This is a genomic window from Mesorhizobium sp. J8 (assembly GCF_016591715.1).
Lineage (GTDB): Bacteria > Pseudomonadota > Alphaproteobacteria > Rhizobiales > Rhizobiaceae > Mesorhizobium.
In genome coordinates this window covers 777,681-803,814 of record NZ_AP024109.1, presented here as the reverse complement: position 1 = coordinate 803,814, position 26,134 = coordinate 777,681, and the positions used below count along the sequence as shown (strand labels likewise).

General features: G+C 66.3%; 25 protein-coding genes. 19 read left to right on the top strand and 6 right to left on the bottom strand.

Going from position 1 to position 26,134, the window contains the following annotated elements:
• The first annotated feature begins 92 nt into the window (after positions 1-92).
• The 7 genes from MJ8_RS03820 (at position 93) to MJ8_RS03790 (ending at position 5,282) form a co-directional block, all read left to right on the top strand.
• Positions 93-518: an EF-hand domain-containing protein gene (locus tag MJ8_RS03820; RefSeq protein WP_201413166.1), complete on the top strand. Its 426-nt coding sequence runs from the start codon at positions 93-95 to the stop codon at positions 516-518.
• Positions 519-563: 45 nt separating this feature from the next.
• On the top strand, positions 564-1,103 hold the full coding sequence (locus MJ8_RS03815) for an RNA polymerase sigma factor (RefSeq protein ID WP_201415290.1): 540 nt from the start codon (positions 564-566) through the stop codon (positions 1,101-1,103).
• Between the two features lie 74 nt (positions 1,104-1,177).
• Complete coding sequence (locus tag MJ8_RS03810; protein WP_201413165.1) at positions 1,178-1,627, top strand: hypothetical protein; 450 nt, start codon at positions 1,178-1,180, stop codon at positions 1,625-1,627.
• Positions 1,624-2,067, top strand: coding sequence for a periplasmic heavy metal sensor (locus MJ8_RS03805; RefSeq protein WP_201413164.1), 444 nt, complete (start codon positions 1,624-1,626; stop codon positions 2,065-2,067). The genes MJ8_RS03810 and MJ8_RS03805 overlap by 4 nt, the downstream gene beginning before the upstream one ends.
• Before the next feature lie 112 nt (positions 2,068-2,179).
• Positions 2,180-2,467 (top strand): GCG_CRPN prefix-to-repeats domain-containing protein, encoded by a 288-nt coding sequence (locus MJ8_RS03800; protein ID WP_201413163.1) that lies wholly within the window; start codon positions 2,180-2,182, stop codon positions 2,465-2,467.
• 105 nt (positions 2,468-2,572) lie between these two features.
• On the top strand, positions 2,573-4,030 hold the full coding sequence (locus tag MJ8_RS03795; RefSeq protein ID WP_225248117.1) for a DUF1800 domain-containing protein: 1,458 nt from the start codon (positions 2,573-2,575) through the stop codon (positions 4,028-4,030).
• A gap of 16 nt (positions 4,031-4,046) precedes the next feature.
• Positions 4,047-5,282, top strand: coding sequence for a DUF1501 domain-containing protein (locus MJ8_RS03790; RefSeq protein ID WP_201413162.1), 1,236 nt, complete (start codon positions 4,047-4,049; stop codon positions 5,280-5,282).
• A 201-nt stretch (positions 5,283-5,483) separates the two neighbouring features.
• Here MJ8_RS03790 and MJ8_RS03785 read toward each other — a convergent pair whose 3' ends face one another.
• The 6 genes from MJ8_RS03785 to MJ8_RS03760 all read right to left on the bottom strand — a co-directional run bounded on the left by MJ8_RS03785 (position 5,484) and on the right by MJ8_RS03760 (position 12,487).
• The gene (locus MJ8_RS03785; RefSeq protein WP_201413161.1) at positions 5,484-5,750 is read right to left on the bottom strand and encodes a GCG_CRPN prefix-to-repeats domain-containing protein; all 267 of its coding nucleotides are present in this window, start codon (positions 5,748-5,750) and stop codon (positions 5,484-5,486) included.
• 84 nt (positions 5,751-5,834) lie between these two features.
• Positions 5,835-7,418 (bottom strand): indolepyruvate oxidoreductase subunit beta family protein, encoded by a 1,584-nt coding sequence (locus MJ8_RS03780; RefSeq protein ID WP_201413160.1) that lies wholly within the window; start codon positions 7,416-7,418, stop codon positions 5,835-5,837.
• Complete coding sequence (locus MJ8_RS03775; RefSeq protein ID WP_201413159.1) at positions 7,411-9,564, bottom strand: indolepyruvate ferredoxin oxidoreductase subunit alpha; 2,154 nt, start codon at positions 9,562-9,564, stop codon at positions 7,411-7,413. The genes MJ8_RS03780 and MJ8_RS03775 overlap by 8 nt, the downstream gene beginning before the upstream one ends.
• Before the next feature lie 61 nt (positions 9,565-9,625).
• On the bottom strand, positions 9,626-10,108 hold the full coding sequence (locus MJ8_RS03770; protein ID WP_201413158.1) for a MarR family winged helix-turn-helix transcriptional regulator: 483 nt from the start codon (positions 10,106-10,108) through the stop codon (positions 9,626-9,628).
• A complete protein-coding gene (locus tag MJ8_RS03765; protein ID WP_201413157.1) occupies positions 10,108-11,679 on the bottom strand; it encodes a phytoene desaturase family protein in 1,572 nt (523 codons plus the stop codon). The genes MJ8_RS03770 and MJ8_RS03765 overlap by 1 nt, the downstream gene beginning before the upstream one ends.
• Before the next feature lie 16 nt (positions 11,680-11,695).
• Positions 11,696-12,487 (bottom strand): cyclase family protein, encoded by a 792-nt coding sequence (locus tag MJ8_RS03760; RefSeq protein WP_201413156.1) that lies wholly within the window; start codon positions 12,485-12,487, stop codon positions 11,696-11,698.
• A gap of 119 nt (positions 12,488-12,606) precedes the next feature.
• Here MJ8_RS03760 and MJ8_RS03755 point away from each other — a divergent pair, with 119 nt between their 5' ends.
• The 12 genes from MJ8_RS03755 (at position 12,607) to MJ8_RS03700 (ending at position 26,114) form a co-directional block, all read left to right on the top strand.
• Positions 12,607-14,181 carry a phytoene desaturase family protein gene (locus MJ8_RS03755; protein WP_201413155.1) on the top strand — a complete coding sequence of 525 codons (1,575 nt, stop codon included), beginning with the start codon at positions 12,607-12,609 and terminating at the stop codon, positions 14,179-14,181.
• 86 nt (positions 14,182-14,267) lie between these two features.
• Entirely contained in the window at positions 14,268-15,797 is a 1,530-nt protein-coding gene (locus MJ8_RS03750) for an ABC transporter substrate-binding protein (protein ID WP_201413154.1), read from the top strand.
• A gap of 189 nt (positions 15,798-15,986) precedes the next feature.
• Positions 15,987-16,994 (top strand): ABC transporter permease, encoded by a 1,008-nt coding sequence (locus tag MJ8_RS03745; RefSeq protein ID WP_201413153.1) that lies wholly within the window; start codon positions 15,987-15,989, stop codon positions 16,992-16,994.
• Positions 16,987-17,835 (top strand): ABC transporter permease, encoded by an 849-nt coding sequence (locus tag MJ8_RS03740; RefSeq protein ID WP_201413152.1) that lies wholly within the window; start codon positions 16,987-16,989, stop codon positions 17,833-17,835. Before MJ8_RS03745 ends, MJ8_RS03740 begins: the two co-directional genes overlap by 8 nt.
• Positions 17,832-18,710, top strand: coding sequence for an ABC transporter ATP-binding protein (locus MJ8_RS03735; RefSeq protein ID WP_201413151.1), 879 nt, complete (start codon positions 17,832-17,834; stop codon positions 18,708-18,710). The genes MJ8_RS03740 and MJ8_RS03735 overlap by 4 nt, the downstream gene beginning before the upstream one ends.
• Positions 18,703-19,527, top strand: coding sequence for an ATP-binding cassette domain-containing protein (locus MJ8_RS03730; RefSeq protein ID WP_201413150.1), 825 nt, complete (start codon positions 18,703-18,705; stop codon positions 19,525-19,527). Before MJ8_RS03735 ends, MJ8_RS03730 begins: the two co-directional genes overlap by 8 nt.
• 80 nt (positions 19,528-19,607) lie before the next feature.
• The gene (locus MJ8_RS03725) at positions 19,608-20,207 is read left to right on the top strand and encodes a VOC family protein (RefSeq protein WP_201413149.1); all 600 of its coding nucleotides are present in this window, start codon (positions 19,608-19,610) and stop codon (positions 20,205-20,207) included.
• A gap of 195 nt (positions 20,208-20,402) precedes the next feature.
• On the top strand, positions 20,403-22,697 hold the full coding sequence (locus MJ8_RS03720) for a bifunctional salicylyl-CoA 5-hydroxylase/oxidoreductase (protein WP_201413148.1): 2,295 nt from the start codon (positions 20,403-20,405) through the stop codon (positions 22,695-22,697).
• Positions 22,694-23,467, top strand: a complete 774-nt coding sequence (locus tag MJ8_RS03715) for an SDR family NAD(P)-dependent oxidoreductase (RefSeq protein WP_201413147.1) — start codon at positions 22,694-22,696, stop codon at positions 23,465-23,467. The genes MJ8_RS03720 and MJ8_RS03715 overlap by 4 nt, the downstream gene beginning before the upstream one ends.
• The gene (locus MJ8_RS03710) at positions 23,461-23,922 is read left to right on the top strand and encodes a MarR family winged helix-turn-helix transcriptional regulator (RefSeq protein ID WP_201413146.1); all 462 of its coding nucleotides are present in this window, start codon (positions 23,461-23,463) and stop codon (positions 23,920-23,922) included. Before MJ8_RS03715 ends, MJ8_RS03710 begins: the two co-directional genes overlap by 7 nt.
• Positions 23,922-24,734: an enoyl-CoA hydratase family protein gene (locus MJ8_RS03705; protein WP_201413145.1), complete on the top strand. Its 813-nt coding sequence runs from the start codon at positions 23,922-23,924 to the stop codon at positions 24,732-24,734. Before MJ8_RS03710 ends, MJ8_RS03705 begins: the two co-directional genes overlap by 1 nt.
• 231 nt (positions 24,735-24,965) lie before the next feature.
• Positions 24,966-26,114: an acyl-CoA dehydrogenase family protein gene (locus MJ8_RS03700; RefSeq protein WP_201413144.1), complete on the top strand. Its 1,149-nt coding sequence runs from the start codon at positions 24,966-24,968 to the stop codon at positions 26,112-26,114.
• Positions 26,115-26,134: the final 20 nt, after the last annotated feature.

Genomic DNA, 26,134 nt, shown 5'->3' with positions numbered 1-26,134 from the left:
CGGTCGAAAATGGACCGACGGATTTTGCTCCTCGCCGCGTTCAACGGCTGAAGCGTGGCCGCCAATGGCCGCGCCCAACCGGAGACGAGAGCATGATCCGCCCCGCCCTATTCGCCCTTGCCCTTGGCTTGCAGACCGCCGTGGCGACCGCCCAGGCGACGACCCTTGCCCCCGCGCCCGCCCAGACGACGCCGGACAGCTCGGCTGCCGCCAAATCCGGCCTGACGCTGGAAAAGTTCGAGGCGCGTCGGGAAAAGGCGTTCATGCGGGCCGACACCGACAATGACGGCAAGGTCAGCCTCGCCGAATGGACCGCTTTCCAGACCGCGCGCAAGGCCAAGGGCGATCCGGCCAAATCCTTCGCGCGCATCGACACCAACAAGGACGGCTTCGTCGACAAGGGCGAGCTCGACGCCCTGCTGGCCAAGCGCTTCGCCAAGCTGGACAAGAACGGCGACGGCGTGCTTGGCGCCGACGAGAGGCCGGGCCACAAATCCGCTCCCAACGAGGAGCAATGACCAAGAGGTTATGCCGCGCAATGATACATGCGAGCGCCCAGATTGATGGGTGCCGATCCGGACGAGGAACTGGTACGACGCATCGGCGCCGGCGACGCCGCCGCCGTGCAGGCGATGGTGGCGCGCAAGCTGCCGCGCATCCTGGCCCTGGCCGCCCGGATGCTCGGCGACGCGGCGGAGGCCGAGGACGTCGCCCAGGAGACGTTCATGCGCATCTGGCGCCACGCCTCCGGCTGGCGCCAGGGACACGCGCGGTTCGACACCTGGATCCACCGGGTGGCGCTCAATCTCTGCTACGACCGGCTGCGGCGCCGGCGCGAATGGACGACGGACGAGTTGCCGGAGGTTGCGGATGAAACGCCGCTGCCCGACGCCATGCCGGGCGACGAAGAGCGCAGGGTCAACCAGGCGCTGCAGCGCATCGCGCCGCGCCAGCGCGAGGCGATCGTGCTGGTCTACTATCAGGAGCTGTCCAACATCGAGGCCGCCGGCGCCATGCAGGTCAGCGTCGATGCGCTGGAAAGTTTGCTCGCGCGAGGTCGTCGCTCGTTGCAGGCCATGCTCGTTGGAGATGGCGATGATTGAGACCGTGAGGGGACTGCGAATTCCGAGAACGGCGGCGGGGGGGGGCACGCCGGAACGGCGGAAGGGGGAACGACATGGCTGAGAAACCTTCGGACGGGCCTATGGATGCCGGGCGCTTCGCCGCGCTGGCGGATGCCTATGGCAGCGCCTTGCACCGCTGGCCGCCGGCCGAGCAGGCCGCCGCGATGCTGTTTGCCGAGACCGACGAGGGCCGCGCCGTCCTGCGGCGCGCCGGCAGGCTCGACGCCATGCTCGACCGCCATCGGGTCGAAGCCCCCGGGCCGGCGCTGCATCGCACGATCGTCGCCCGCGCGGCCACCCAGGTCAGGCAGGAGCGCCGGCGGCGGTTCTGGTGGCTGGGCTTCGGACTTGCCGGCGTCGGGCTCGCCGGCGCCGTGGCCGGGCTGGCGCTGGTGACCGTCGTCAGCCCGGATATCCAGCCCGACCACTATGTGATGGACGCCAATGCGACGTCCTTCGGCGATGCCGGCCCCGATGCCGACCAAATTGAGGAGGATCTATGAGCCCCCGTCTCGTCGCGGCATCCCTGGTGCTCAACGTCTTTCTGATCGGCGCGCTCGCGGGCGGGGCGGGCTGGCTGATCGGCAAGTCCAATCCGGGCTTTTCGCTGGAATCCGCCGGCGGCAGGTTGCCGGCCGCCGACCGCAAGGTCTTCCGCCAGGCACTGCGCGACGTGCGCCGCGAATCCCGCGACGTGATCCTCGACGGTCAGGCCGCGCGGCGCGAAGCGGCGAACCTGCTGCGGCAACCCACCCTCGACAGCAACGCGCTTGCCGCCGCCCTGGAGCGGGCGCGCAACGCCGATGTCACGATCCGCACGCGGCTGGAACAGCGCATCATCGAATTCGCCGCATCGGGATCGGCGGAGGATCGTCAATTGCTGGCGGACGCACTGCTTCGGCGCGCCGGCCGGCAGCCGCCGCCTGCAAAAAAATCGCCATAGGCAGCGACGGAAAGGACGGGCGCGCTCCGTTCAAGGGAAAGAGGGACAGGCCTGTGACCGCCTTCAGCGGCGGGCAGGTTCTCTTCAAGCTCGAAACCTTCGGGAGTATGCCATGAACAGTCTGACGAAGTATTCGCTCGCGGCAGCGCTTGCCATCGGCGGCACGGCCGCCGCAACCGCCGCCTCGGCGACGCCGATCGCACCGGTCGCACCCACGCCGGCAATGATAGAGCACGTCGCCTGGGGCTGCGGTCCGGGCTGGCATCCCAACTACTGGGGCCGCTGCGTGCCCAACCGCCGCGTCATCTATCCCGGTTATTATTACTGGGGCGGACCGAGCGTCTATATCGGCCCGGTCTGGCATCCTTACCATCGCTGGCACCACTGGCGCCGTTGGTGACGGCCCGCTCGTGGCGCCGGTGCTGCGGCCGGCGCCGTGAGCGCTCTTGCGATCATGGAACATGTCGACCGGCGCGGTCTGCGTCGGCTTCGGACGGAGGCTTCGTTGGCCGCACCCGTTTCCAATTCCGTCCCGCCTGATCCGGCGCTGGTGGCGCTCCACCGCTTCGGCCTCGGCGCAAGGCCCGGCGACGATTTCGGCAAGATCGCCGCCGATCCGCGTGGCTACCTCAAGGCCGAGCTCAAGCAGCAGGACATCGCGCTCATCCCTTCCGACGATCCGCGGAATGCCGGGCTGCTGGACAGCACCGCGGCGATCCAGGCCAGCATGGCGGCCGCCATGGAACGCAAGGCGGCGCGGGATGAGAAGACGGCGGCCGCCATGCAGCCGATGGCAGCGGATGATCCAGCCGGCCCGGCCGTGACAAAAGCCAAGCCGTCAGTCCCGCGCGTCGAGGCCGACATCTATCGCGACGAGGCGCAGGCCCGCTTCGACAAGGCGCTCGCCGCGGCGCCGGGCTTCGTGGAGCGGCTGATCGGCTTCTGGTCGAACCATTTCTGCGTTTCCGTCGCCAAGGCGCCGGTCGTGCGCGCCTGCGCGGGCGCCTTCGAACGCGAGGCGATCCGCCCCTTTGTGCTCGGCCGCTTCGCCGATATGCTATTGGCCGTCGAGCATCATCCCGCGATGCTGTTCTATCTCGACAACCAGCAGTCCATCGGCCCCGATTCCCGCGCCGGCAAACGGCGCGGCCGCGGCCTGAACGAGAACCTCGCCCGCGAGATCCTGGAGCTGCATACGCTGGGCGTCGGCAGCGGCTATACCCAGGCCGACGTCACCAGTTTCGCCGCCATGCTGACCGGCTGGACGATGGCCGGCCGCGAGGGCCGGCTGGGAGAGCCGGGGACCTTCGTCTTCAACGCCAACGCGCACCAGCCGGGCAAGGCGATGCTGCTCGGCAAGACCTATCCCGACGGCGGCATGGGCCAGGCGGAGGCCGCGCTCAACGACATTGCCCGCCACCCGGCCACCGCGCGGCACATCGCCACCAAGCTTGCCCGCCATTTCATCGCGGACGATCCCCCGCCGGCGGCGGTCGCGCGCCTAGCCACGGTCTTCACCAAGACCGATGGCGACCTGCGCTCGATCGCCTTGACGCTGATCGACATGCCCGAAGCCTGGTCAACGCCGCTGACCAAGCTGCGCTCGCCCTTGGACTTTGTCGTGGCGCTGCGGCGGGCGGCCGGTGCGACGGCCGGCAACGAACCGCAACGGTCGCTTCGCTGGCTAAGCGTGCTCGGCGAGCCGCTGTGGCGACCGCCGGGGCCGAACGGCTTTCCCGACCGGACGGACGCATGGGCCTCAGCCGAGGGTCTCAAGACGCGGCTCGACATCGCCTGGCAGGCCGCGAAACAGGCGAACGACATTGGCGATCCCGACGCGACGCTGGCGTCGCTGATCGGCCCGTCCGCCTCGGCCGAGACGCGGCAGGCGATTGCACGCGCCGAGTCCAAGCAGCAGGGCCTGGCGCTTCTGTTGATGGCGCCGGAGTTCCAGCGACGGTAGCAATGGAGATGCGGCCATGAGCCTTCTTTGCGAAACCCCGAACCTCTCCCGCCGCGCCGTCCTGATGACCGGAGGCGCGCTGTTCGCCTGGGCCTACCTGCCGCGCTTCGTGCGCGCCGCCGATAGCCGCGACCCGCGCCTGATCGTCATCGTGCTGCGCGGCGCGCTGGACGGCCTGTCGACGGTCGGGCCGGTCGGCGATCCGGACTATGCTGGCCTGCATGGCGACATCGCGCTTTCGCTCTCAGGTGCCAACCCGGCATTGCCGCTCGACGGTTTCTTCGCCGTCAACCCGGCAATGCCGGTGTTTGCGCGCCTGTTCAAGGCGGGCCAGGCGGCGGCGGTGCACGCCGCCGCGACCGGCTATCGCGACCGCTCGCATTTTGACGGCCAGGACGTGCTGGAGAGCGGCCTGCCGGGACCCGGCAACGCCACGACCGGCTGGCTCAACCGAGCCCTGGCCAGCCTGCCGCCGGGCGAGCGCGTGGCTAAGCTCGGCGGGCTGGCCGTGGGGCCGTCGACGCCGCTGGTGATCCGCGGCGGCGCGCCCGTGCTCGGCTGGGCGCCGCAGGCCCTGCCGGCGCCCGGCGATGCCTTGGCCGAGCGCGTGCTCGACCTCTACAACCATCGCGACCCGGTATTGGCCGCAGCACTTCAGAAAGGACTCGACGCCGACCGCATGGCGACGGGCGACCAGTTCGACAAGACGATCAAGCCGAAAGGCGGCCTCGACAATGCCGCCGGAATGCGCCAGTCGGCGCAAGGCGCGGCGAGGCTGATGGCGGCCGATGACGGGCCGCGTGTCGCAGCACTCGCCTTCGACGGCTGGGACACGCATGTCAACGAAGGCGGCGCCACCGGCCGGCTCGCTAACCTGCTCGGCGGCCTCGACGGCGCTTTCGAGGAGTTCGAGAAAGGGCTCGGCGCGCGCTGGAAGGACACGGCGGTCGTCGCGATCACCGAGTTCGGCCGCACGGCGCGCATCAACGGCACTGTCGGCACCGATCACGGCACCGGCACGGTGGTGCTGCTCGCCGGCGGCGCGATCAAGGGCGGTCGCGTCATCGCCGACTGGCCGGGCCTGAAGCCGGCGCAGCTCTACGAAGGCCGCGACCTCGCGCCGACCAGCGATGTGCGCGCGGTGCTGAAGGGGTTGCTGGCCGACCAGTTCGGGCTGTCGGCTGCGGTGCTCGGTGAGCAGGTGTTTCCGGAGTCGGCAGCGGTGAAGCCGATGCGGGATCTGGTGGCGTGAACGCAGGGTTCAGCGATAGCGCCGGCGGCTGTCAGTTCGTCATCCTCCGTTCTACGCCGCGTCGCTCCGCTCCTTGCTTCGCCCGTGGATGACGAGGCTGAGGGGTCTCGGCCAATCACAATTGCTGGCGCGAAGGCCCACCGATTCCTTGGAAAAAGCCCGCGCCGTTGCCGCCGCGGGCGTCGATCCCTCGACGGATCATCAGCTCCAGAAACCGGGATGCCAGCGGCCGTGAAACCAGAAGCCGGGATGCCAGTGGCGCACATGCATCGGGCGGATGATCACCCGGCGGTTCGGCACGCATCTGCCCCAGCGGTTCATGTGCCAGCCAGGGCCGCAGCGCCAGCCGACACTTTCAATCGGCAGCGGCGCGGCGCTCGGCTTGACAAGCGGCATAGCCTCGGAGCCGGCGGCGGACATCAAGGTGCCGGCGGCCAGAGCGATAGGCAGAAAGTATTTTGCGAACATGCGTTGTCTCCGTAATTCGTCCCTACCTCCGTGAAACGGAGGATGGGGCCGGATTCCGTCGGAGCGAGATCGATCACATACTCGTTATCGGGCGGCGCCTTCATTGAGCGTCGCCACCGTCTTCAGCGCGCCGTCGAGCATGTCGCCCTTCTCGTCCTTCAGCGCCGCTTCGCGCAGGCGGCGGATCCAGTCGGCGGCGTCGTCGCGGCCTTCGAGCATCGGCAGCGCCGAGAGCACGCGGTCGAACTTCGACTGGGCGCGGGCATGGGTGTCGCTATAGCCCTTGATCAGCCGGCGGCAATTCAGGACCTCGGTGGCCAAAGCGTACTCCTGGCGGGCGTGGCTAAGCGCCAGGCTATACCAACGCTCAAGATGCTCGAGCTCTACTTTGTGGCGCAACAGTTGGCGGCGCCAGCGGCGCAGGCCGCCGATGAACCACAGCATCGCAAAACCGGTGAAACTGTCGGTGCGGATGTGGCGGCCGCGATTGATGCGGCGGTCGAGGAAGGCAGAGAGTTTCGGGCGGTTCTCGATATAGCTGCCGAGCCCCGCCGGCAGCGTGCCGCAGAACTCCTCGATGCGCGGGTGGAAATATTCAGTGACCTGCAGAACCGCGCCTTGCTTGACGCCGACCTCCCTGCGCACGCGCTTGTCGCGGGTCGAACGCGTCTTGAGATCGGCGACGCGGATCATGTCGTCGTAGCACATGGCATTGGCAAGATGCTTTGCCGCGGCGATCGACAACGCGTAGCCGCGCTCCGTATTGTCGAGCGCGACGGCCTTGTCCAGCCGGCCGAGATATTCGGCGCCGTAGGCGATATCCTGATAGTCGACCACCTTCTTCAGCCCGCGCTCGGCCATGTCGCGCACAGGCTCCGGCAACGCCGCGACGCGGGCGGCAAGCTCCTGCCAGCCTTTCAACAAGGTTTCGGGGCCGCTGACCTTCGCCGCCGACTTGGGTTCGGCAGCGGCAGGCTTCGCTGCCTGCTCGGCCGGCGGGGCGGCCGCGATGCCACGCGCGCGGTCACAAGCCGCGCCGAAGGCGGCGAGGCTGGCTTTCACGCCACGGCCGCCGGCACCGATCGCCTGCTCATAGCTTTCACGGGTGAAGGGGAGCGCATCGGAACCGGCCAGCGCGCCGAGCAGGCTGGCCGAAATCATCGTGCCATTGTCGGCAGCGATCTTTTCCATGTCGAAAGCGATGAAGCGCTTGGCCGCAGCCTGCGCCGTCGCATGCACCTTTTCCGGCGAGGCGCGGCCGTCGCCCGGCTCGATCTTTTCCGAGACGGCGGCGATCCGATGCGAAGAGGTGATCAGCGTCGTGCGCTCGGGCGTGACGAAACCGCGGATGATGGCGCGGCCGGCTTCCATCAGCTCGGCCGCGATCAATATGTCGACGTCGCCTTGCGAGGGGGACAGCGCGAAGACCGGAAGCCGGCCGGTGTCGCGGGCCATCTCGATGTAATAGATCGTGGCGCCGGTGCGCTGCGCGACGCCGGCCACCGAGGTCGACTGCGCGATATAGCCGTTGCGCTCGGCGACGTCGGTGATCCAGTCGGCCAGCACGCCGCCGCCCTGGCCGCCGACGGCAAGCACGGCGAGCTTTATCACCCGCTCGTCGTCTAAAGAGCCCGATTTCGGGCGCAGCGCTGAGTTATGGTCAAGCATCGGCGAACATCAAACGGCGGCTCTCGCGGCGGCGCTGCAGCAAGCCGATCACGGCGCGGCGCGCGCTTTCGAGGAAACGGTCCCAGCGGCCGGGATTGTGGACGACATCGGCGCGGTAGAAGGACGGGCAGAGCACAGCCGCATCCGCCACCTCGCCGCAATTGCCGCAGCCGACGCAGTTCTGGTCGATCGAGGCGACCGGATCGTCGCGCAACGGATCGTCGAGCGACTTGACCGACAGCGACGGACAGCCGGAGAGCCGCATGCAGGCGTGGTCGCCGGTGCAGATGTCCTCGTCGACGCCGAATTTCGGCTTCACGATGCGCTCGCCGCCCTTGATCGCCTTGTCGACCAGCGGCTTCTCGCGGCGCTGCCGGTTGAGCATGCATTCCGACGAGGCGACGATGACCTTCGGCCCCTTCTCCTCGGTGGTCAGCGCGTCGCGCAGCGCCGCGCGCATCTTGCCGACATCATAGGTGCGGTCGATGTGGCGCAGCCATTTGACCCCCATGCCCTTCACCGCCTCGTCGATAGGATGCTTTGTGGACTTGGTGCGGTTGTTGGCGCGCGACGACAGGATGTCCTGCCCGCCGGTGGCGGCCGAGTAGAAATTGTCGACGATGACGATGACGCCGTCATTCCGGTTGAAGACGGCGTTGCCGATCGAGGAGGTCAGGCCGTTGTGCCAGAAGCCGCCATCGCCGACGAAGGAGATCGAGCGGCGTTTGGCGTCCGGCGAATTGAAGGCGGAGGCCGAGGCCGGCCCCAGGCCGTAGCCCATGGTGGTGGCGCCGAGCTCGAAGGGCGGCATGATCGAGAACAGATGGCAGCCGATGTCGGAGGCGATGTGGTGCTTGCCGAGCTCCTGCTCGACCAGTTTGGTCGCGGCGAAGATAGGCCGCTCCGGGCAGCCGACGCAGAAGCCCGGCGGCCGGCCAGGAACGACATTGACGAGGTCGGCGGTGTCGACGCCTTCGCCCAGCTTGTTTGGAGCACGGACCTCGCCGGGCAGAAGATGCGGAGCGTTGGCGCGCAGGAAGGAGCCGATACCGTCGAGCATCACCTGTCCGGTGTATTCGCCGGCCATCGGCAGATGCTCCTTGCCGACCAGCTTGGTGCCGCGCCCAGCCTTGTGCAGCATCGCGGCAAAGGCCTGCTCGATATAGTTGGGCTGGCCTTCCTCGACGACCAGCACCGCCTGCTTGCCTTCGCAGAAGGCGAGGAACTCGTCATCGACCAGCGGATAGACGGCGTTCAGCACGTAAAGCGGCACGTCGGTGTCGCCATAGGTATCGGCAAGGCCGAGCCGCTGCAGCGCGCGGATGACGGAATTGTACATGCCGCCCTGCATGACGATGCCGATGGAGCCGTGGTCCGGCCCGAAGATCTCATTGATCTTACGGCTCTTGATGAAATCCACCGCGGCCGGCCAGCGCTTGGCAACCTTCTCCTTCTCATGCAGGAAGGAGGCGGGCGGCAGAACGATGCGGCCGGTGTCGCGGCGCGGCGCCGACAGCGCGTCGGCAACCGACATCGGCGGGCGCTTGTTATCCTTGGCGATGAAGTGTCCATGCACATGGCAGCAGCGGATGCGCACCTGCAGCATCACCGGCGTGTTCGACGCCTCGGACAGCTCGAAGCCGTCCTCCACCGCCTTGACGATCGACGGCAGGTTCGGCCGCGGGTCGAGCAGCCAGACCTGGCTCTTCATGGCAAAGGCGTGGCTGCGCTCCTGCATGATGGAAGAGCCCTCGCCATAGTCCTCGCCGACGATGATCAGCGCGCCGCCGGTGACCCCGCCGGACGCCAGGTTCGCCAGCGCGTCGGATGCGACATTGGTGCCGACCGTCGACTTGAAGGTGGCCGCACCCCGAATCGGATAATGCACGGAGGCGGCAAGCATTGCCGTGGCGGTCGCTTCCGAGGCGCTCGCCTCGAAATGCACGCCGAGCTCGCCCAGGATGTCCTGCGCGTCGGCCAGCACGTCCATCAGATGGCTGATCGGTGCGCCTTGATAGCCGCCGACATAGCCGACGCCGCATTGCAGGAGCGCCTTGGTGATGGCGAGGATGCCTTCGCCGGCGAATTCCTGGCCGGCCCCTAACCTCAGCTTTTCGACTTCCTTGGCAAAAGACCGTTCGGCCATCTCTGCCTCCTTCCGTTGCCGTCTTCCCGTTGCCTTTGGGCAGGCGGCGCGTGCGTCAAACTCAGATGTCGTGCTTGCGGATGTTTTTCAGCATCTTCTGCAGGATCGCGATCAGCGCGGCATATTCGGCATCGTCGACACCGTCGAACATCGCCTCGAAGGCGTCGTGCATCGCCGGCCAGGCGCGGGTGAACAGCGCGCGGCCCTCATCGGTCAGGAACACGTGGCGGATGCGGCTGTCGGTGACGCCCTGCTCGCGCCGCACCAGGCCTTGGCCCTCCAGCGTGTCGAGCGTGCGGCTCAAGGTCGACTGCTCGATCACCGTGTAGACCGAGAGGTCGTTGACGGTGACACCGTCGGTGACCGAGAGCACGGCGAGTGTCCGCACCTGCGGAATGGTCAGGCCCTGCTTGCGGAAGTCGTCACGCAAGGTGGCATTGTAGCGGCCCATGATGCGGTTCATCAGATAGGGCGCGAATTGCTGAAGGCCGATCTGGCCGAGGGTCGAGATGCGCTGGCGCTTTTCCGGGAGCTTCTGTTCCATCAGAGCCTCCCCGCCAGAAGGAAGCCGGAGCCGCCGCCGAGGCCGGCGCCCGGATGGGTCGAGGCGCCGATATGGTAGAGGCCCTTGATGCCGGTCTCGTGGTTGCGGCTTGCCTTGAACGGCCGCCACAGGAAGGACTGGTCGATGGTCGACGAGCCGCCATAGGGATCGCCACCGACCAGGTTGATGTTCATCACCTCGAGATCGGCCGGCGAATAGGCGCGACGCGCAATCACCGTGTCGCGAAAACCCTCGATGTGGTTGGCAAGGATTGCCTCGACGCGATCGGCATAGGCCTCGCGCAGCGCTTCGGTCCAGCGGCCGTCGGCCGGGGCTTCGAGCTTGCCGGCGGCATCGCCTTTGATGTGGCGCGGCGCCTCCGGCAACTGCAGCCAGAGAATCGCCTTGCCGTCCGGACAGCGCGACGGGTCGAGCGCGTGCGGCTGGCCGACGCAGATGGTCGGCACTTCCGGCAGCAGGCCCCGCACCGCCTCGTTGCAGGCTTTCGAAACGCCATCCAAACCCGGCGTCAGATGCAGCAGCGCCACCTTGTCAAGGCCCTCGCCCCGCCAGGCCGGCGGCTTATCCAGCGCGTAGTGGATCTGGAAGTTGCCTTTGCCGTAGCGATAGGCCTGCGTGGCTTTGGTTGCCGCCTCCGGCGCCTCCTTGCCGAGCAGACGGCCATAGAGCTGTGTCGGCGTGACCGAGCAGATGACGCTCTTCGCGGCGCTCACCGTTTCGCCGGAAGAGAGCCGCACGCCGGAGGCGCGGCCGCCGGTCTGGACGACCGAGGCGACATCGGCGTTGACGCGGATCTCGCCGCCACGCTCCTTGATCAGCGCCTCGAAGGCGGCGAGCAGGTTTTTCGCGCCGCCCTTGACGATCGGCGCGCCTGCCGCCTCCAGCGCGAAGGCGATGACCTTGGCGATCTGGCCGGAGAAGGCGTCTTCCGGGCCGAGCCCGGCATGCAGCACCCAAGGCGCCCAGAGCGCGCGGACGAGGTCGGAACTGTAAGTCGTTTCCAGCCAGCCGCGTGCGGGCACCAGCGCCTCGCCCATGAAGGCGGCGAGGTCGCGCGGACCGCGCCGCCAGGCTTCGCCAGCCAACAGCTTCGTCGTTGGATAGGACCAGAGCGCACCCCCGAGCAGGCCGAACAGCAGGCCGGCATTGCGCTCGATGCCGCCGACATCGCCGCCGTGGCGATCGCCATCACCGGGCGCAATCCGGTTCAGCGCCGCGATGTTGGCGGCGCGCTCGGTGGTGAGCACGGCATGGCTGCCGTCGGGCCGAAGCACGCCGGTCGGCATCGCGGTATGGCAGAATTCCAGCCCATGTCGCGCGAGGTCCTTGCCGAGCGCGGCGAAGGCCGGAGACGTGATGAACAGCACGAAAGTCGTGGCCATCACGTCATGGACGAAGCCTGGCGCCGTCGCCTCCTCGGTGCGCATGCAGCCGCCGATGCGGTCGTTGCGCTCGAGTACGAGCACCTTGGCGCCCTTGGCGCCAAGCATCGCCGCACAAACCAGGGCGTTGATGCCGCTGCCGACGATGATGTGATCGACGTCGCTCATCGTCGTGGCCTTGGCTTTAACCCCGCGGCACCAGCGCCAGGGCGCGGATCGGGCTGCCGGTACCGCGCTCGATCTTGAGCGGAGCGGCGATCAGGATCGCACCTTTCGGCGGCAGCTGGTCGAGATTGCAGAGGCTGGCGAGGCCGTAACGGTTGGCCTTGTGCATCAGCGTGTGGGCCGGGAATGGCGGCTCCATGCCGCCGGCCTTGCCGGCGTCGGTGCCGATCGTCTCCGAGCCCCAGCCCTTGATGTCCTTGCTGATCAGGAACTGGATGGCTTCCGCAGTCGGGCCGGGCGTGTGCGGCCCGGTCTCGTTGGCGTTGAGGAACTCCGCTTCCGAGCCGTTGCGCTTGTACCAGTCGGTGCGCATCACCACCCATTCGCCGGGATTGATGGCGCCGTGCTTGGCTTCCCAGGCCTTGATGTGGTCGACGGTGAGCAAGAAGTCATGGTCTGCCGCCGCTTCCGCCGAGCAGTCGATGACGTTGACCGGGCCGATGAAATTCTGCGCCGGAATGGTGTCGGTGGCGCCGTCTGGATAATCCTTGCCGGTGATCCAGTGCTGCGGCGCGTCGAAATGCGTGCCCGAATGCTCGCCGAGCTTCAGCCAGTTCCAGGCCCACCACGGACCGTTCTTGTCGTATTTGGAGATCTCGTGGATCTCGACCTTCGGCGTGTCGACGGCGAGTTCCGGCGGCAGCTTGATGAGCGGGGTGTTCGGTCCAAGCGGCGCCGTCAGGTCGACCACCTTGATTTCTCCCGAAAGCAGCTGGCTGGCGACCTCGCCGAGGAGTTTTTGCGTGTCCATGGTCTTTGTTCCCTCTTGTCCGTGATCATCAAGGCTCGTTGCGGCCCTTAATATACCTACTAGACGAAAACATATGCATCTGCAATTATCTTTAAGCATAAAGCATTTTGGGGCGGGGCGTGAGCGAGTTCGACGCCATCTTTGTCGGGGCGGGCCACAACAGTCTGGCATGCGCCGCGCATTTGGCGCTCAAAGGTTGGAAAATAGCGGTTTTCGAGCGCAGCCAGACAATTGGCGGCGCGGTGCGCACCGCCGAATATACGCTTCCCGGTTTCCGGCACGATTTCGGCGCGATGAATTTGAGCCTCTTCGCCGGCTCGGCTTTCCACCGGAAATATGCAAATGAATTGAAAAGCCACGGGCTGGAATTCGCGCCGGCGGCCGATTGTTTCGCCAGCGCCTTTCCGGACGGCAAATGGTTCGGCGTCAGCAACGACCTCGAAAAGACCGCATCGCGGCTGGCCGCCTTCTCCGCGGCGGACGCGGTCACATGGCGGAAACTGGTCACTGCCTTCCCCGGTGAGGCCGAGCATCTGTTCCGCCTGCTGGGGTCGCCGATGAGCGCAAGGGCGCTGGCCGGCACGGGCTGGAATCTCTGGCGCAAGAAGGGTTTTTCCGGCGCGCTTGATACGGCCCGATTGCTTTTGTCGTCACCGCGCGCGTGGCTCGATGAAAATTTCGAGACGCCGCATGTGCGCACGACGCTCGCGGCCTGGGGCATGCATCTCGACTTCGCGCCCGACATCGCGGGGGGTGCCGTGTTCCCTTACCTGGAATCGATGGCCAACCAGAGTTTCGGCATGGTGCTGGGCAAAGGCGGCGCCGATACGATCATCCGCGCGCTGGCCGGCATGGTGAAGGCAGCCGGTGGCCGGATCACGACCGGCGCGGATGTCGCCGAGATCACCGTTTCCGCCGGCAAGGCGACCGGGGTGCGGTTGGCATCCGGCGAAACGCATGTCGCGACCAAGGCCGTCGTCGCCGGTGTCGCGCCGAAGGCCTTGCCGGGCAAGCTGCTGCCCAACGGCTCGGGCGACGCCGGCTTCGATGCGGCGATGCAGAAGTTCCGTCATGCGCCGGGCACGATGATGATCCATCTGGCGCTGGACGACCTGCCGGACTGGAGCGCCGGTTCAGAGCTTCGCCAGTTCGCCTATGTGCATCTGGCGCCGTCGCTCGACGCCATGTCGCGCGTCTACCAGCAGGCGATCGCCGGGCTGCTTCCCGACCAACCCGTGCTGGTCGTCGGGCAGCCGACGACCGTCGACCCGTCGCGCGCGCCGCAAGGCAAGCATGTGCTGTGGGTGCAGGTGCGCATGCTGCCGGCCGAGATCCTCGGCGATGCCGCGGGTAAGATCGCGCCGGCGCACTGGGACGCGGTCAAGGAGGCCTATGCCGAGCGTGTGCTCGACATCATCGAGAGCTATGCGCCGGGCCTTCGGCAAAAAATCCTTGGCCGCGCAATCTTCTCGCCGCTCGACCTCGAACGCGAGAATCCGAACCTCGTCGGCGGCGACCAGATCTGCGGCAGCCATCATCTGGCGCAGAACTTCCTCTTCCGCCCGGCGCGCGGCTTCCCGCGCTGGAACACGCCGGTCGCGAACCTCTATCTCACCGGCGCGGCGACATGGCCGGGCGCCGGCACGGGCGCGGGCTCCGGCTACATGCTCGCCCAACAGCTCGGAGGAGGTTGAGCCAGAGATTCCGGGATGGACAAGGCGCGGTTGCCCACCACCGAATGAAAACGCCGCGCGGACACATGACAACAAGGGGAACGACAATGACCATCAACAGACGTGACTTGCTTGGATATGGCGCAGCGGCAATCGGCGCCGCGACGCTCGGCTTGCCGAGGGCTGCCAGGGCGGCGGGCGAGCTCACCATCGCCTACAACGTCAACCTGCCCTCCTGGGACCCGACCACCGGACCTTCGGCCGTCAACCCGACGATCCAGGGGCTCTACCAGTCGGTGTTCGACCAGATCATCGGCCAGAAGCCGGACCTTTCCTTCACGCCCGGACTGCTCACCGAATGGGGCTGGAACGACGACCGTACCAAGGTGATGATGACGGTTCGCGACGGCGTGAAATGGCATGACGGCTCGCCCTTCACGGCGGAGGACGTGGTGTGGTCGCTGCAGCGGGCCGGCGACGAGAAGACCGGCAACCCGATCCAGTTCGTCTGGAAGAACGTCAACAATTTCAGGATCGACGGCAACAAGATCACCGGCGACGTCGTGCAGTTCGACCCGGTCTATTTCAAATGGATGTCGTTCCTGACCGGCTACATCCTGCCCAAGGCCTATTACGAGAAGGTCGGCGCCGAAGGCTTCGAGAAGGCGCCGATCGGCACCGGGCCGTATATGGTCGACAAATTCGAGCGCAACGCCTTCCTGCGGCTGAAAGCCAATCCGCATTATTGGGGCACCAAGCCAGCCTTCGAGAATGTGACGATCAAATTCGTCACCGACGCGGCGAGCCGCGTTGCCGAGATCGAGTCCGGCTCCTCGCAGGTGACGCTCGAAATCCCCTATGAGGAATATGACCGGCTGATCGCCAAGGACGGGCTCGCCGGCTCGATCAAGAACGTCTCCGACATCGGCATGATTTTCTTCAACGACATCGAGGCGATGCTGGACAAGAATGTCCGTCAGGCGGCGGTGATGGCGGTGGACAAGGAGCTTCTGGTCAAGCGCCTGCTGCGCGGCTACGGCCTGCCGATCGCAACGCTGGAGACGCCGGAATACGCGGCCTTCGATCCGTCGATCAAGGTCGAGCACAATCCGGACAAGGCCAAGGAACTGCTCGCCGCATCCGGCTACTCGCCGGAAAAGCCGGTCAAGTTCACCATCCAGACGACCAAGGGCTTCAAGCCCAAGGACTATGAGATGATCCAGGCGATCGTCGGCATGTGGCGCAAGGTCGGCATCGAGGCCAAAATCGAGGTCTACGAGATCGCCAAGCACTACGAGCTGCGCGCCGCCGACAAGTTGGCGCCGGCCGCCTTCTACAATTGGGGCAACTCGATCGGCGACCCGACCACCTCGACGGGCTTTGCCATGTACGGCCCGAGCCCGCATTCGGTGTGGGACAGCCAGGATCTGATCGACATGATCAACCCGCTATGGGGCGAGAAGGACGAGGCCAAGCGCATCGCCGGCTGGAAGGCGGTCGACAAGTACATCGCCGAGCAGGCCTATGTGCTGCCGCTGATGCAGTATGCGCAGCCGATCGTGCACTCGAAGAAGGTCAATGTCGTGCAGCACGTGTCCGGCGCGCTGTTGCCGGCGCTGATGACGCCGGCCGCCTGATCGAAATGAGGAGGCGCGGTAGCGTGTCTCCTTCAACGACGCAGCCCCCTCATCCGGCCCTCCGGGCCACCCTCTCCCCCAGGGGAGAAGAGGTCGCCGACGGCTGAGCCAGTCTCTTCTCCCCACCGGGGAGAAGGTGGCCGCGAAGCGGCCGGATGAGGGGGAGTCGGTTCAGAGTGATGGGCACGCATGCTGTTGCAGAGATTCCTCGTACGTCTGTTGACGATGCTGGTGACGCTTTTCGGCGTCGCCATCGTCGTCTTCGTCGTCATCCGCGTCGCGCCCGGCGACCCCATCGCCATGATGCTGCCGCCCGGCGCCAGCAATGACGACATTGCGCGGCTGCGTGCGCTCTACGGGCTCGACAAGTCGATCGTGCAGCAGTTCTTCATCTGGCTCGCCGGCGTGCTGCATGGGAATTTCGGCACATCGATATCATTGCGCCAGGACGTGCTCGGCCTGGTCTTCAACCGGCTGCCGGCGACGCTGGAGCTGGCGACCGTGGCATTGCTGATGGCGATCGCGCTCGGCACGAGCGCCGCGATCCTCGGCGCGCGCTCGCGCGGCACGGCGGTTGAAGCCGGCATCGACATCGTGAGCGGCGCGACGCTCTCCATCCCCGATTTCCTGTGGGGCCTGGTGCTCATCCTGCTGTTCGGTGTGCTCGTGCCCGTCTTCGACATTTCCGGCCGGGTGTCGCCGCAGCTCGACCTGCCTTTCGTCACCCAGTTCTATCTGGTCGAGAGCATCGTCAGGCTTCGTTTCGACCTCACCTGGGACCTCATCAAGCATATGCTGATGCCGGCCGTTGCCTTGGCGCTGCCGCTGGCGGCGATCATCGCACAGCTCTTGAAACAATCGCTGAAGGAAGTGCTCGATCTCGACTATGTCGTCTTGGCGCGCGTCAAAGGGTTTTCCGAGACGCAGGTCATCCTGCGCGAGGCGCTGAAGAACGCGGCGCTGCCGACGCTGACGCTGGTCGGCGTGCAGTTCACCTTCCTCATCGGCGGCACCGTCATCGTCGAGCGGCTGTTCTCCTATGAGGGGCTCGGCAACATGGCGATCGACGCCGTCATCAACCGCGACCTGCCGCTGATACAGGGCATCGTGCTGGTGTTCGCGCTGCTCTTCGTGCTGATCAACCTCTCCGTCGACATGATGTATGCGCTGCTCAATCCGAGGCTGCGCCATGGATGAGGCGCGCATCGCCCGACATGGCTCGAGCCCGCGGCTGTGGCTGGCCGGCGGCTGGCTGCTTTTGGCGCTGCTCGCGGCCATCTTCGCGCCGCTGGTCGCGCCGCAGGATCCCTTGGCGCAGGACCTGATGCTGGAGCGCCTGCCGCCCTTCTGGCTGGACGGCGCCGAGCCCGGTTACTGGCTGGGCACCGACAGCCTCGGACGCGATCTGCTGTCGCGCCTGATCTTCGGCGGGCGCATCGCCTTCATCGTTGCCTTCGCCGCGGCGACGTCCGCCTGCCTTCTCGGTTCGGCGCTCGGGCTTATCGCCGGCTATTTCGGCGGCTGGGCCGACCGCATCATCTCGCGCATCGTCGATGTGTGGATGGCGTTCCCGCCGGTGCTGTTCGCGATCCTGCTGGTCGCGGTGCTGGGCACCGGTTTGAGCTCCGTCATCCTTGCGATCGCCATCATCGACTGGACGCGCTTCTGCCGGGTGATCCGCGCCGAGGCGATGAGCCAAGCGCGCATGGATTATGTCGAGAGCGCGCGCATCGCCGGCTATGGCCGCATCGGTATCATGCTGCGCGAGGTGCTGCCCAATGTGCTGCCTTCGGTGGTGGCGCTGCTGTCGCTGGAGATGGGTATCGCCGTGATCGTCGAGGCGATCCTGTCCTTCGTCAACCTGTCGATCTCGACCGACGACCCGACCTGGGGCAGCATCATCGCGGAGGGCCGACTGTCGATCCATCAGGCCTGGTGGGTGCTGGTGTTCCCGCTGATCACGCTGATCCTCACGGTGCTCTCCTTCAGCCAGTTCGGCGAAGCGCTGAAGGCGCGCTTCGATCCGGTGCTGCGATGAGCGCGTGCCTCGACATTCGTTCCTTGAGCGCCGTGCTGCCCAACGGTCAGCGCGTGCTGCGCTCGGTGTCGCTCAGCGTGCAGCCGGGCGAGGTGCGCGCGCTGGTTGGCGAGAGCGGCGCCGGCAAGACGATGATCGGCAAGGCGGTGCTCGGCGTGCTGCCGAAAAGCGTAAGCATCGTCGAAGGGGAAATGCTGATCGAGGGCGAGGATCTCGGCCGTCTCGATGCCAAGGCGCGGCGGACCCTGATCGGCGCCCGCACGGCGCTGATCCCGCAGGACCCGCTGACCGCGCTCAACCCGTCGCGCCGCATCGGCGCGCAGTTGACCGACCGGCTGGTGCGCATCCTCGGCTGGAACGGCGAGAAAGCCGACAAGCGTATCCGGCAGTTGCTCGACGAGGTGCAGATCCGCGATCCCGAGCGTGTGCTGAAGAGCTATCCGCATGAATTGTCCGGCGGCATGCGGCAGCGCGTGCTGATCGCCGCGGCCTTCGCGGCAGAGCCCAGGCTGATCGTCGCCGACGAGCCGACGACGGCGCTGGACGTGACGGTGCAGAAACAGATCCTGCGGCTGATCGCGCAGCTGCAGCGCGACCATGGCACCGCGATCCTGTTCGTCACCCACGATCTCGGCGTCGTCGCCAAGATCAGCCAGAAAGTGTCGGTGCTCTATGCCGGCAAGGTGGTGGAAGAGGCCGAGACACCGGCCCTTTTCGAGGCACCGCAACATCCCTACACGCGGGCGCTGATCGCCGCGACGCCGCGCTACACCGATCCATACGCATCGCTGAAGCCGGTGGACGAGAGCGTGCTTGCCGGGCTCACGGCCGAGATCGCAGCCGCCGACAAGGACTGGAGGCCCGGCCATGGCTGAGCCGCTGTTTTCCGTGCGCGGCCTGAAGGTGGCGCTGCCCGACATGACGCGCAAGCCGATGATCGGCCGCGCGCCGCTGGCCGAAATCCTCAGAGGGCTCGACTTCGACCTGCCCAAGGGATCGGTCACCGGCATCGTCGGCGAATCCGGCTCCGGCAAGTCGACGCTCGGCCGTGCGCTGGTCAGGTTGCTCGAGCCGAGCACAGGCGCGATCACCTTCGAAGGGCGCGATATCGCCCATCTTTCGGAAGCCGAGCTTCGGCCGCTGCGCCGCGACCTGCAGATGATCTTCCAAGACCCGATGTCGTCGCTCAATCCCAGGCACACGATCTTCAACATCATCGCAGCTCCCTTGAGGCAGAACGGCCTCGGCGACCGGCTGAAGGAACGCGTGGCGGAAGCGCTGCAGCGCGTCGGCCTGCCGCAGAGTTTCGCCGCTCGCTACCGCCACGAGCTGTCGGGCGGGCAACGCCAGCGCGTCGGCATCGCACGCGCGCTGGCGCTGTCGCCGAAATTCGTGCTGGCCGACGAGATCGTCTCCGGCCTCGATGTTTCGACGCAAGCGCAGATCCTTACGCTGCTGGAGAAGCTGGCGGCAGAGATGGGGCTGACGGTCGCTTTCATCAGCCACGACCTGTCGGTGATCCGGCGGCTCTGCCAGCAGGTCATCGTCATGCGGGAAGGCAGGATCGTCGAGGCCAGCGCCACCGACGCCCTGTTCGACAATCCGAAGGAGGCCTACACGCGCGACCTGCTCGCCGCCATTCCGCTGCCGGAGATCGATCCGGACTGGCTGCGGCCGAAGGCGCCGGCATGAACTGAGCTTCGATATCCGCACGCCGACCAGCGGGCCTCGGATGTGCGCAAGGATAAGTCAGCCCGCCAACGGAGGGTGACATGAAATACGCAGTCCAGGCGGCGATCCTCGCGGCCTCCTTGTCCGGCGCAGCGGGAGCGGCTTCCGCGGATGCAATTCCGGGCATGCGAGGCCACGACCACACCGGCATTACCGTGCCCGACATGAAGCAGGCCGTCGATTTCTTCACCAATGTCGTCGGCTGCAAGAAGGCAATGTCCTTCGGGCCGTTCGCCGACGACAAGGGCACCTTCATGCAGGACCTGCTCGGGGTCGATCCGAAGGCGGTGATCGAGGAGATCACCATGGTCCGCTGCGGCTATGGCTCGAACATCGAGCTGTTCAAATACACGGCACCCGACCAGAAGGATTTGACGCCGAAGAACAGCGACATCGGCGGCTTCCACATTGCCTTCTATGTCGACGATGTTGCCGCCGCGAAAGCCTATCTCGAGGCCAAGGGTGTCAAGACCAGGATGGGGCCGCTGCCGGTCAAGGAAGGCCCGGCCGCGGGCCAGACCATCCTCTATTTCCAGGCGCCGTGGGGGCTGCAGCTGGAGGCGATCAGCTACCCCCAAGGCATGGCCTATGAGAAGGGCGCCGAGACGGTGCTTTGGAGCCCGAAGGATCCCACCAAGTGAGGAATCAAACGCGCCGACAGGCGATCATTCAATTATGAAACTTCAAGCTTGAAATAATTGTCGCGCGGCGCGATACTGACAATCGGGATCGCCGGCCTTGCCGGCGACCTCCGACACCTTATGGAGTTTACGCAATTCCGGACGGAAAACCGCTACGCACTTTTCCTGGAATTGCTCTAGAGGAGATCGCAAGACATGAAGGTTGCGGTTCTCGGCGGCGGTCCGGCCGGACTCTACTTTGCCATCTCGCTGAAGCTGCGCGACGCCGCGCATGAGGTGACGGTCTACGAACGAAACCGCCCGGACGACACGTTCGGCTGGGGGGTGGTGCTGTCGGCGGAGACGCTGGAGAACCTGACCAGGAACGACCCGGTCAGCGCGGTCTGGATCAAGAAGCATTTCGCCTATTGGGACGACATCGCCGTCATCCATGACGGCGTGCGCACCGTCTCCTCGGGCCATGGTTTCTGCGGGATCGGGCGCAAGCGGCTGTTGATCCTGCTGCAGCGCAGGGCGCGCGAGCTCGGCATCAAGATGATGTTCGAGACCGAGATTTCCGATCCGAAACCCTACATGGAAACGCACGACCTGGTGGTCGCCGCGGACGGGTTGAACTCGAAGTCGCGCGCGGCCTTCGCCGATGTCTTCAAGCCGGATATCGACACCCGCAAATGCAAGTTCGTGTGGCTCGGCACCACGCAGAAATTCGACGACGCCTTCACCTTCATCTTCGAGAAGACGGAGCATGGCTGGGTGTGGGCGCATGCCTACCAGTTCGACAGCGAGACCGCGACCTTCATCGTCGAATGCAGCGAGCAAACCTGGCAAGCGTTCGGCTTCGGCCAGATGACGCAGCAGGAATCGATCACGGTCTGCGAGCGCATCTTCGCAAAGCATCTCGGCGGCCATCCGTTGATGACCAACGCCAACCACATCCGCGGGTCCGCCTGGATCAACTTCCCGCGCGTGCTTTGCGAGCGCTGGTCGTACAAGAACCTGGCGCTGATGGGCGACGCCGCGGCATCGGCGCATTTCTCGATAGGCTCCGGCACCAAGCTGGCGCTGGAAAGCGCGGTGGCGCTTGCCGACTATGTCGAATCGGAGCCGGACCTCGCGGCGGCTTTCCGCAAATATGAGGATGCGCGGCGCACCGAGGTGCTCAAGCTGCAGTCGGCGGCGCGCAACTCTCTCGAATGGTTCGAGGAAGTCGAACGATATCTCGGGCTTGATCCAGTCCAGTTCAACTATTCGCTGCTCACCCGCTCGCAGCGCATCAGCCACGAGAACCTTCGCCTGCGCGACGCCGAATGGCTGGCGAACGCCGAGGAATGGTTCCAGCGCAAGGCCGGCGCCGGCGCCAACATGCTGCGCCGCGCGCCGATGTTCGCGCCGTTCAAGCTGCGCGACATGAGGCTCATCAACCGCATCGTCGTTTCGCCGATGGCGCAGTACAAGGCGGTCGACGGCTGCCCGACCGACTGGCATTTCGCCCACTATGCCGAGCGCGCCAAGGGCGGTGCGGGGCTGGTCTATATCGAGATGACCTGCGTCAGCCCTGAGGGGCGCATCACGCCCGGATGCCCGGGCTTCTACAAGCCGGAGCACGAAGTCGCCTGGAAGCGGCTGGTCGATTTCGTCCATGCCGAGACCGAGGCAAAAATCTGCGCGCAGATCGGCCATTCCGGCGCCAAGGGCTCGACGCGGCTCGGCTGGGAAGGAACGGACGAGCCGCTGCCTTCCGGCAACTGGCCGGTGATGGCGCCCTCGGCCGTGCCGTGGTCGCCGCAGAACCAGGTGCCGAAAGCGATGGACCGCGCCGATATGGATCTGGTGCGCGACCAGTTCGTCGCGTCGGCCCAGATGGCCGAGCGATGCGGCTTCGACATGCTGGAGATCCATGCCGCGCATGGGTACCTGCTGTCGGCCTTCATCACGCCGCTGACCAACCGCCGCACCGACCAATATGGCGGCTCGCTGGAAAACCGCATGCGCTATCCGCTGGAGATCTTCCATGCGGTGCGTGCCGTGTGGCCGGCCGAAAAGCCGATCTCGATGCGCATCTCCGCCAATGACTGGGTGGGTATCGAAGGCGTCACCCCGGCCGACGCCGTCGAGATCGCCAGGCTGCTGCACCAAGCCGGCGTCGATCTTTGCGACGTCTCGGCCGGGCAGACCACCATCGCCGCCAAACCGGTCTATGGCCGCATGTTCCAGACGCCGTTCTCCGACCGCATCCGCAACGAGGTCGGCATTGCGACGATGGCGGTCGGCAACATCTATGAGCCCGACCATGCCAATTCGATCCTGATGGCCGGCCGCGCCGACCTGGTGGCGCTGGCCAGGCCGCATCTCACCGATCCCTACTGGACATTGCATGCGGCGGTGACGCTGGGCGACCGCGGCGTCAAATGGCCCGACCCCTATCTGCGGGGACGCGACCAGATCTACCGGCTGGCCGAGCGTGAGGCAGCGGCGGGGCTCAAAGTATGACCGCAGCTCAAGCAATCCTTGGCAAGCATGCGCTGGTCACCGGCGGCGGCTCCGGCGTCGGCAAGGCTATCGCGCTGGCGCTGGCGGAAGCCGGCGTCGCCATCACCATTTGCGGGCGCCGTGAAGCGGCGCTGGCCGAGGTCGCGAAGGAAAGCGACCGGATCTTTGCTGTCGCCGCCGATGTCACCAACGAAGCCGAGATGGCTGCCCTTCACGAGAAGGCTGAAGCGGCACGCGGACCTCTCGACATCGTCATTGCCAATGCCGGCATGGCGGCAAGCGCACCGGCTCCCAAGACCGCGCTGGCCGACTGGCAGCGCACGCTCGACGTCAATTTGACCGGCGCCTTCCTGACGGTGAAGCCGGCGCTGGCCGGCATGCTGGCGCGGAAGACGGGCCGCATCGTCTTCGTCGCATCGACCGCCGGCCTGAAGGGTTATGCCTATGTCGCGCCCTATGTGGCCGCCAAGCATGGCGTCGTCGGGTTGATGCGGGCCTTGGCCGCCGAGACCGCCAAGTCAGGCGTGACGGTCAACGCCGTCTGCCCCGGCTTCGTCGAAACCGGCATGCTTGAGGAGTCCATCGCGCGCATCGTCGAGAAAACCGGCCGGTCGGCGGAGGACGCTCGCGCAAGTCTTGCAACGACAAACCCGCAGGGCCGTTTCATCCAGCCCGAAGAGGTCGCCTCGGCGGTGCTTTGGCTGTGCAGCGATGCCGCGCGATCGATCACCGGACAGGCGATCTCGGTTTCGGGAGGCGAGACATGGTAGCGGGACCGACCTCGACCGGGCCGGGCAAGGAGAGGCTGCGGCTGTGGATCCGCCTGCTGCGCGCCTCGCGCACCATCGAGGCGGAGCTGCGCGAGCGGCTGAAGAAGGAATTCGACACCACGTTGCCGCGCTTCGACGTGATGGCGGCGCTCTACCGCTCGCCCGAAGGTATGCTGATGAGCGACCTGTCACGCTTCCTTCTGGTGTCGAACGGCAACGTCACCGGCATCGTCGACCGGCTGGTTTCCGAAGGGCTGGTGACGCGGGCGCGGCGCAACGGCGATCGCCGCACCTCGATGGTGCGCCTGACCGAGGAAGGTTCGAAATCTTTCGCCGCGATCGCCGCCGCGCATGAGAATTGGGTCGGCGAGCTTCTCGGCACCGTCAGCGAGGACGAGGCGCGGCGGCTGACCGGCATGCTGAAATCGTTCCGCAGCAATTGGGAGGGACGCTAATGAGCGCCATGGCCAGGTTTAAGCCGAAGCATTTCCTCTGGGAGGTCGAAGGCAAGGTCGCGAAGATCCGGCTCGACCGTCCCGAGCGGAAGAACCCCCTGACCTTCGACAGCTATGCGGAACTCCGCGACACGTTTCGCGACCTCGTCTATGCCGACGATGTCGACGCGGTCGTGTTCCTGCCCAATGGCGGCAATTTCTGCTCGGGCGGCGATGTGCATGACATCATCGGGCCGCTGGTCAAGATGGACATGAAGCAGTTGCTCGCCTTCACGCGCATGACCGGCGACTTCGTCAAGGCGATGCTCAACTGCGGCAAGCCGATCATCTCGGCGGTCGATGGCGTGGCGGTCGGCGCCGGCGCGATCATCGCCATGGCCTCCGACATCCGCATCGCGACGCGGGAGGCAAAAACCGCCTTCCTGTTCACCCGCGTCGGCCTTGCCGGCTGCGACATGGGCGCCTGCGCGATCCTGCCGCGCATCATCGGCCAGGGCCGCGCCGCCGAGTTGCTCTACACCGGCCGCACCATGAGCGCCACCGAAGGCGAGCGCTGGGGTTTCTACAACCGGCTGGTCGAACCGGCGGCGCTGGAGGCCGACGCGCTCGATATGGCGGTGCGGATCGTTTCCGGCCCGACCTTCGCGCATGGCATCACCAAGACGCAGCTCAACCAGGAATGGTCGATGGGCCTCGACCAGGCGATCGAGGCGGAAGCGCAGGCGCAGGCGATCTGCATGCAGACCGGCGATTTCGAACGCGCCTACAAGGCGTTCGTGGCGAAGGAAAAGCCGGTGTTCGAGGGGAATTGAGGATGGACGCGTTATTGGCAACGCTGGCGGGACAGCGCCCCCCTCTGTCCTGCCGGACATCTCCCCCACTTGGGGGGAGATTGGCAGTTGCGGCGCCGGCTCCAACCTTGCAAGGCCGGCAATTGGCGAAACCGTGGGCGACGTCTGATCTCCCCCCTTGTGGGGGAGATGTCCGGCAGGACAGAGGGGGGCGCCGTAGAGCGCAAACTTCGCAGAACTGCGGAGGCAAGCATGCCTGACCGCACCTTCCTCACCTGGCCGTTCTTCGAAGACCGCCACCGCCAACTCGCCGATCGCCTCGAGACCTGGTGCGCGAAAAACCTGCCCGTCGAGCACCACGATGTCGACGACGCCTGCCGCGAGCTCGTGGCGAAACTCGGCCGTGACGGCTGGCTGAAGCCGACGGCGCTCGACCCCGCCAATCCCGCGCCGCTCGATGTGCGCACGCTCTGCATCACACGCGAGACGCTGGCACGGCATGACGGGCTCGCCGACTTCGCCCTCGCGATGCAGGGCCTGGGCACCGGCGCGATCACCCTGTTCGGGACGCCGGACCAACAGCGCTGGCTCGCGAAGACGCGGGCGGGCGAGGCAATTTCCGCCTTTGCACTGTCGGAGCCGCGCTCGGGGTCGGACGTCGCCAACATGGAGATGTCGGCCGTCCGCGACGGCGGCGATTATGTGCTGTCGGGCGAAAAGACCTGGATCTCCAATGGCGGCATCGCCGACCTCTATGTCGTCTTTGCCCGCACCGGCGAGGCGCCGGGCGCCAAGGGGATCTCCGCTTTCATCGTGCCCGGCGACGCCAAGGGCCTTGGCATCGCCGAACGGCTCCAGGTGATCGCGCCGCATCCGCTGGCCAGATTGTCCTTCGACAATGTGCGCGTGCCCGCTTCCGCGCTGATCGGCAAGCCCGGCGAGGGTTTCCGCATCGCCATGTCGGTGCTCGACGTGTTCCGCTCCACGGTGGGCGCGGCGGCACTCGGCTTTGCGCGGCGTGCGCTGGACGAGAGCGTCAGCAGAGCTGCGGAGCGCAAACTCTTCGGCGCGCCGATGGCCGAGTTGCAGATGGTGCAGGGCCATATCGCCGACATGGCGCTCGACGTCGACGCCGCCGCGCTCCTCATCTACCGCGCCGCCTGGACCAAGGACATGGGTGCCGCGCGAGTGACGCGCGAGGCAGCGATGGCCAAGCTGTTCGCCACCGACAAGGCGCAAGAGGTGATCGACAAGGCCGTGCAGCTGCATGGCGGCGACGGCGTGCGCAAGGGCCACATCGTCGAGAGCCTCTATCGTGAAATCCGGGCGCTGCGCATCTATGAAGGCGCTTCGGACGTACAGAAGGTGGTCATCGCGAGACAGGTGATGGGCGGAGCGTGAAACCTTTGCCGATCGCATCT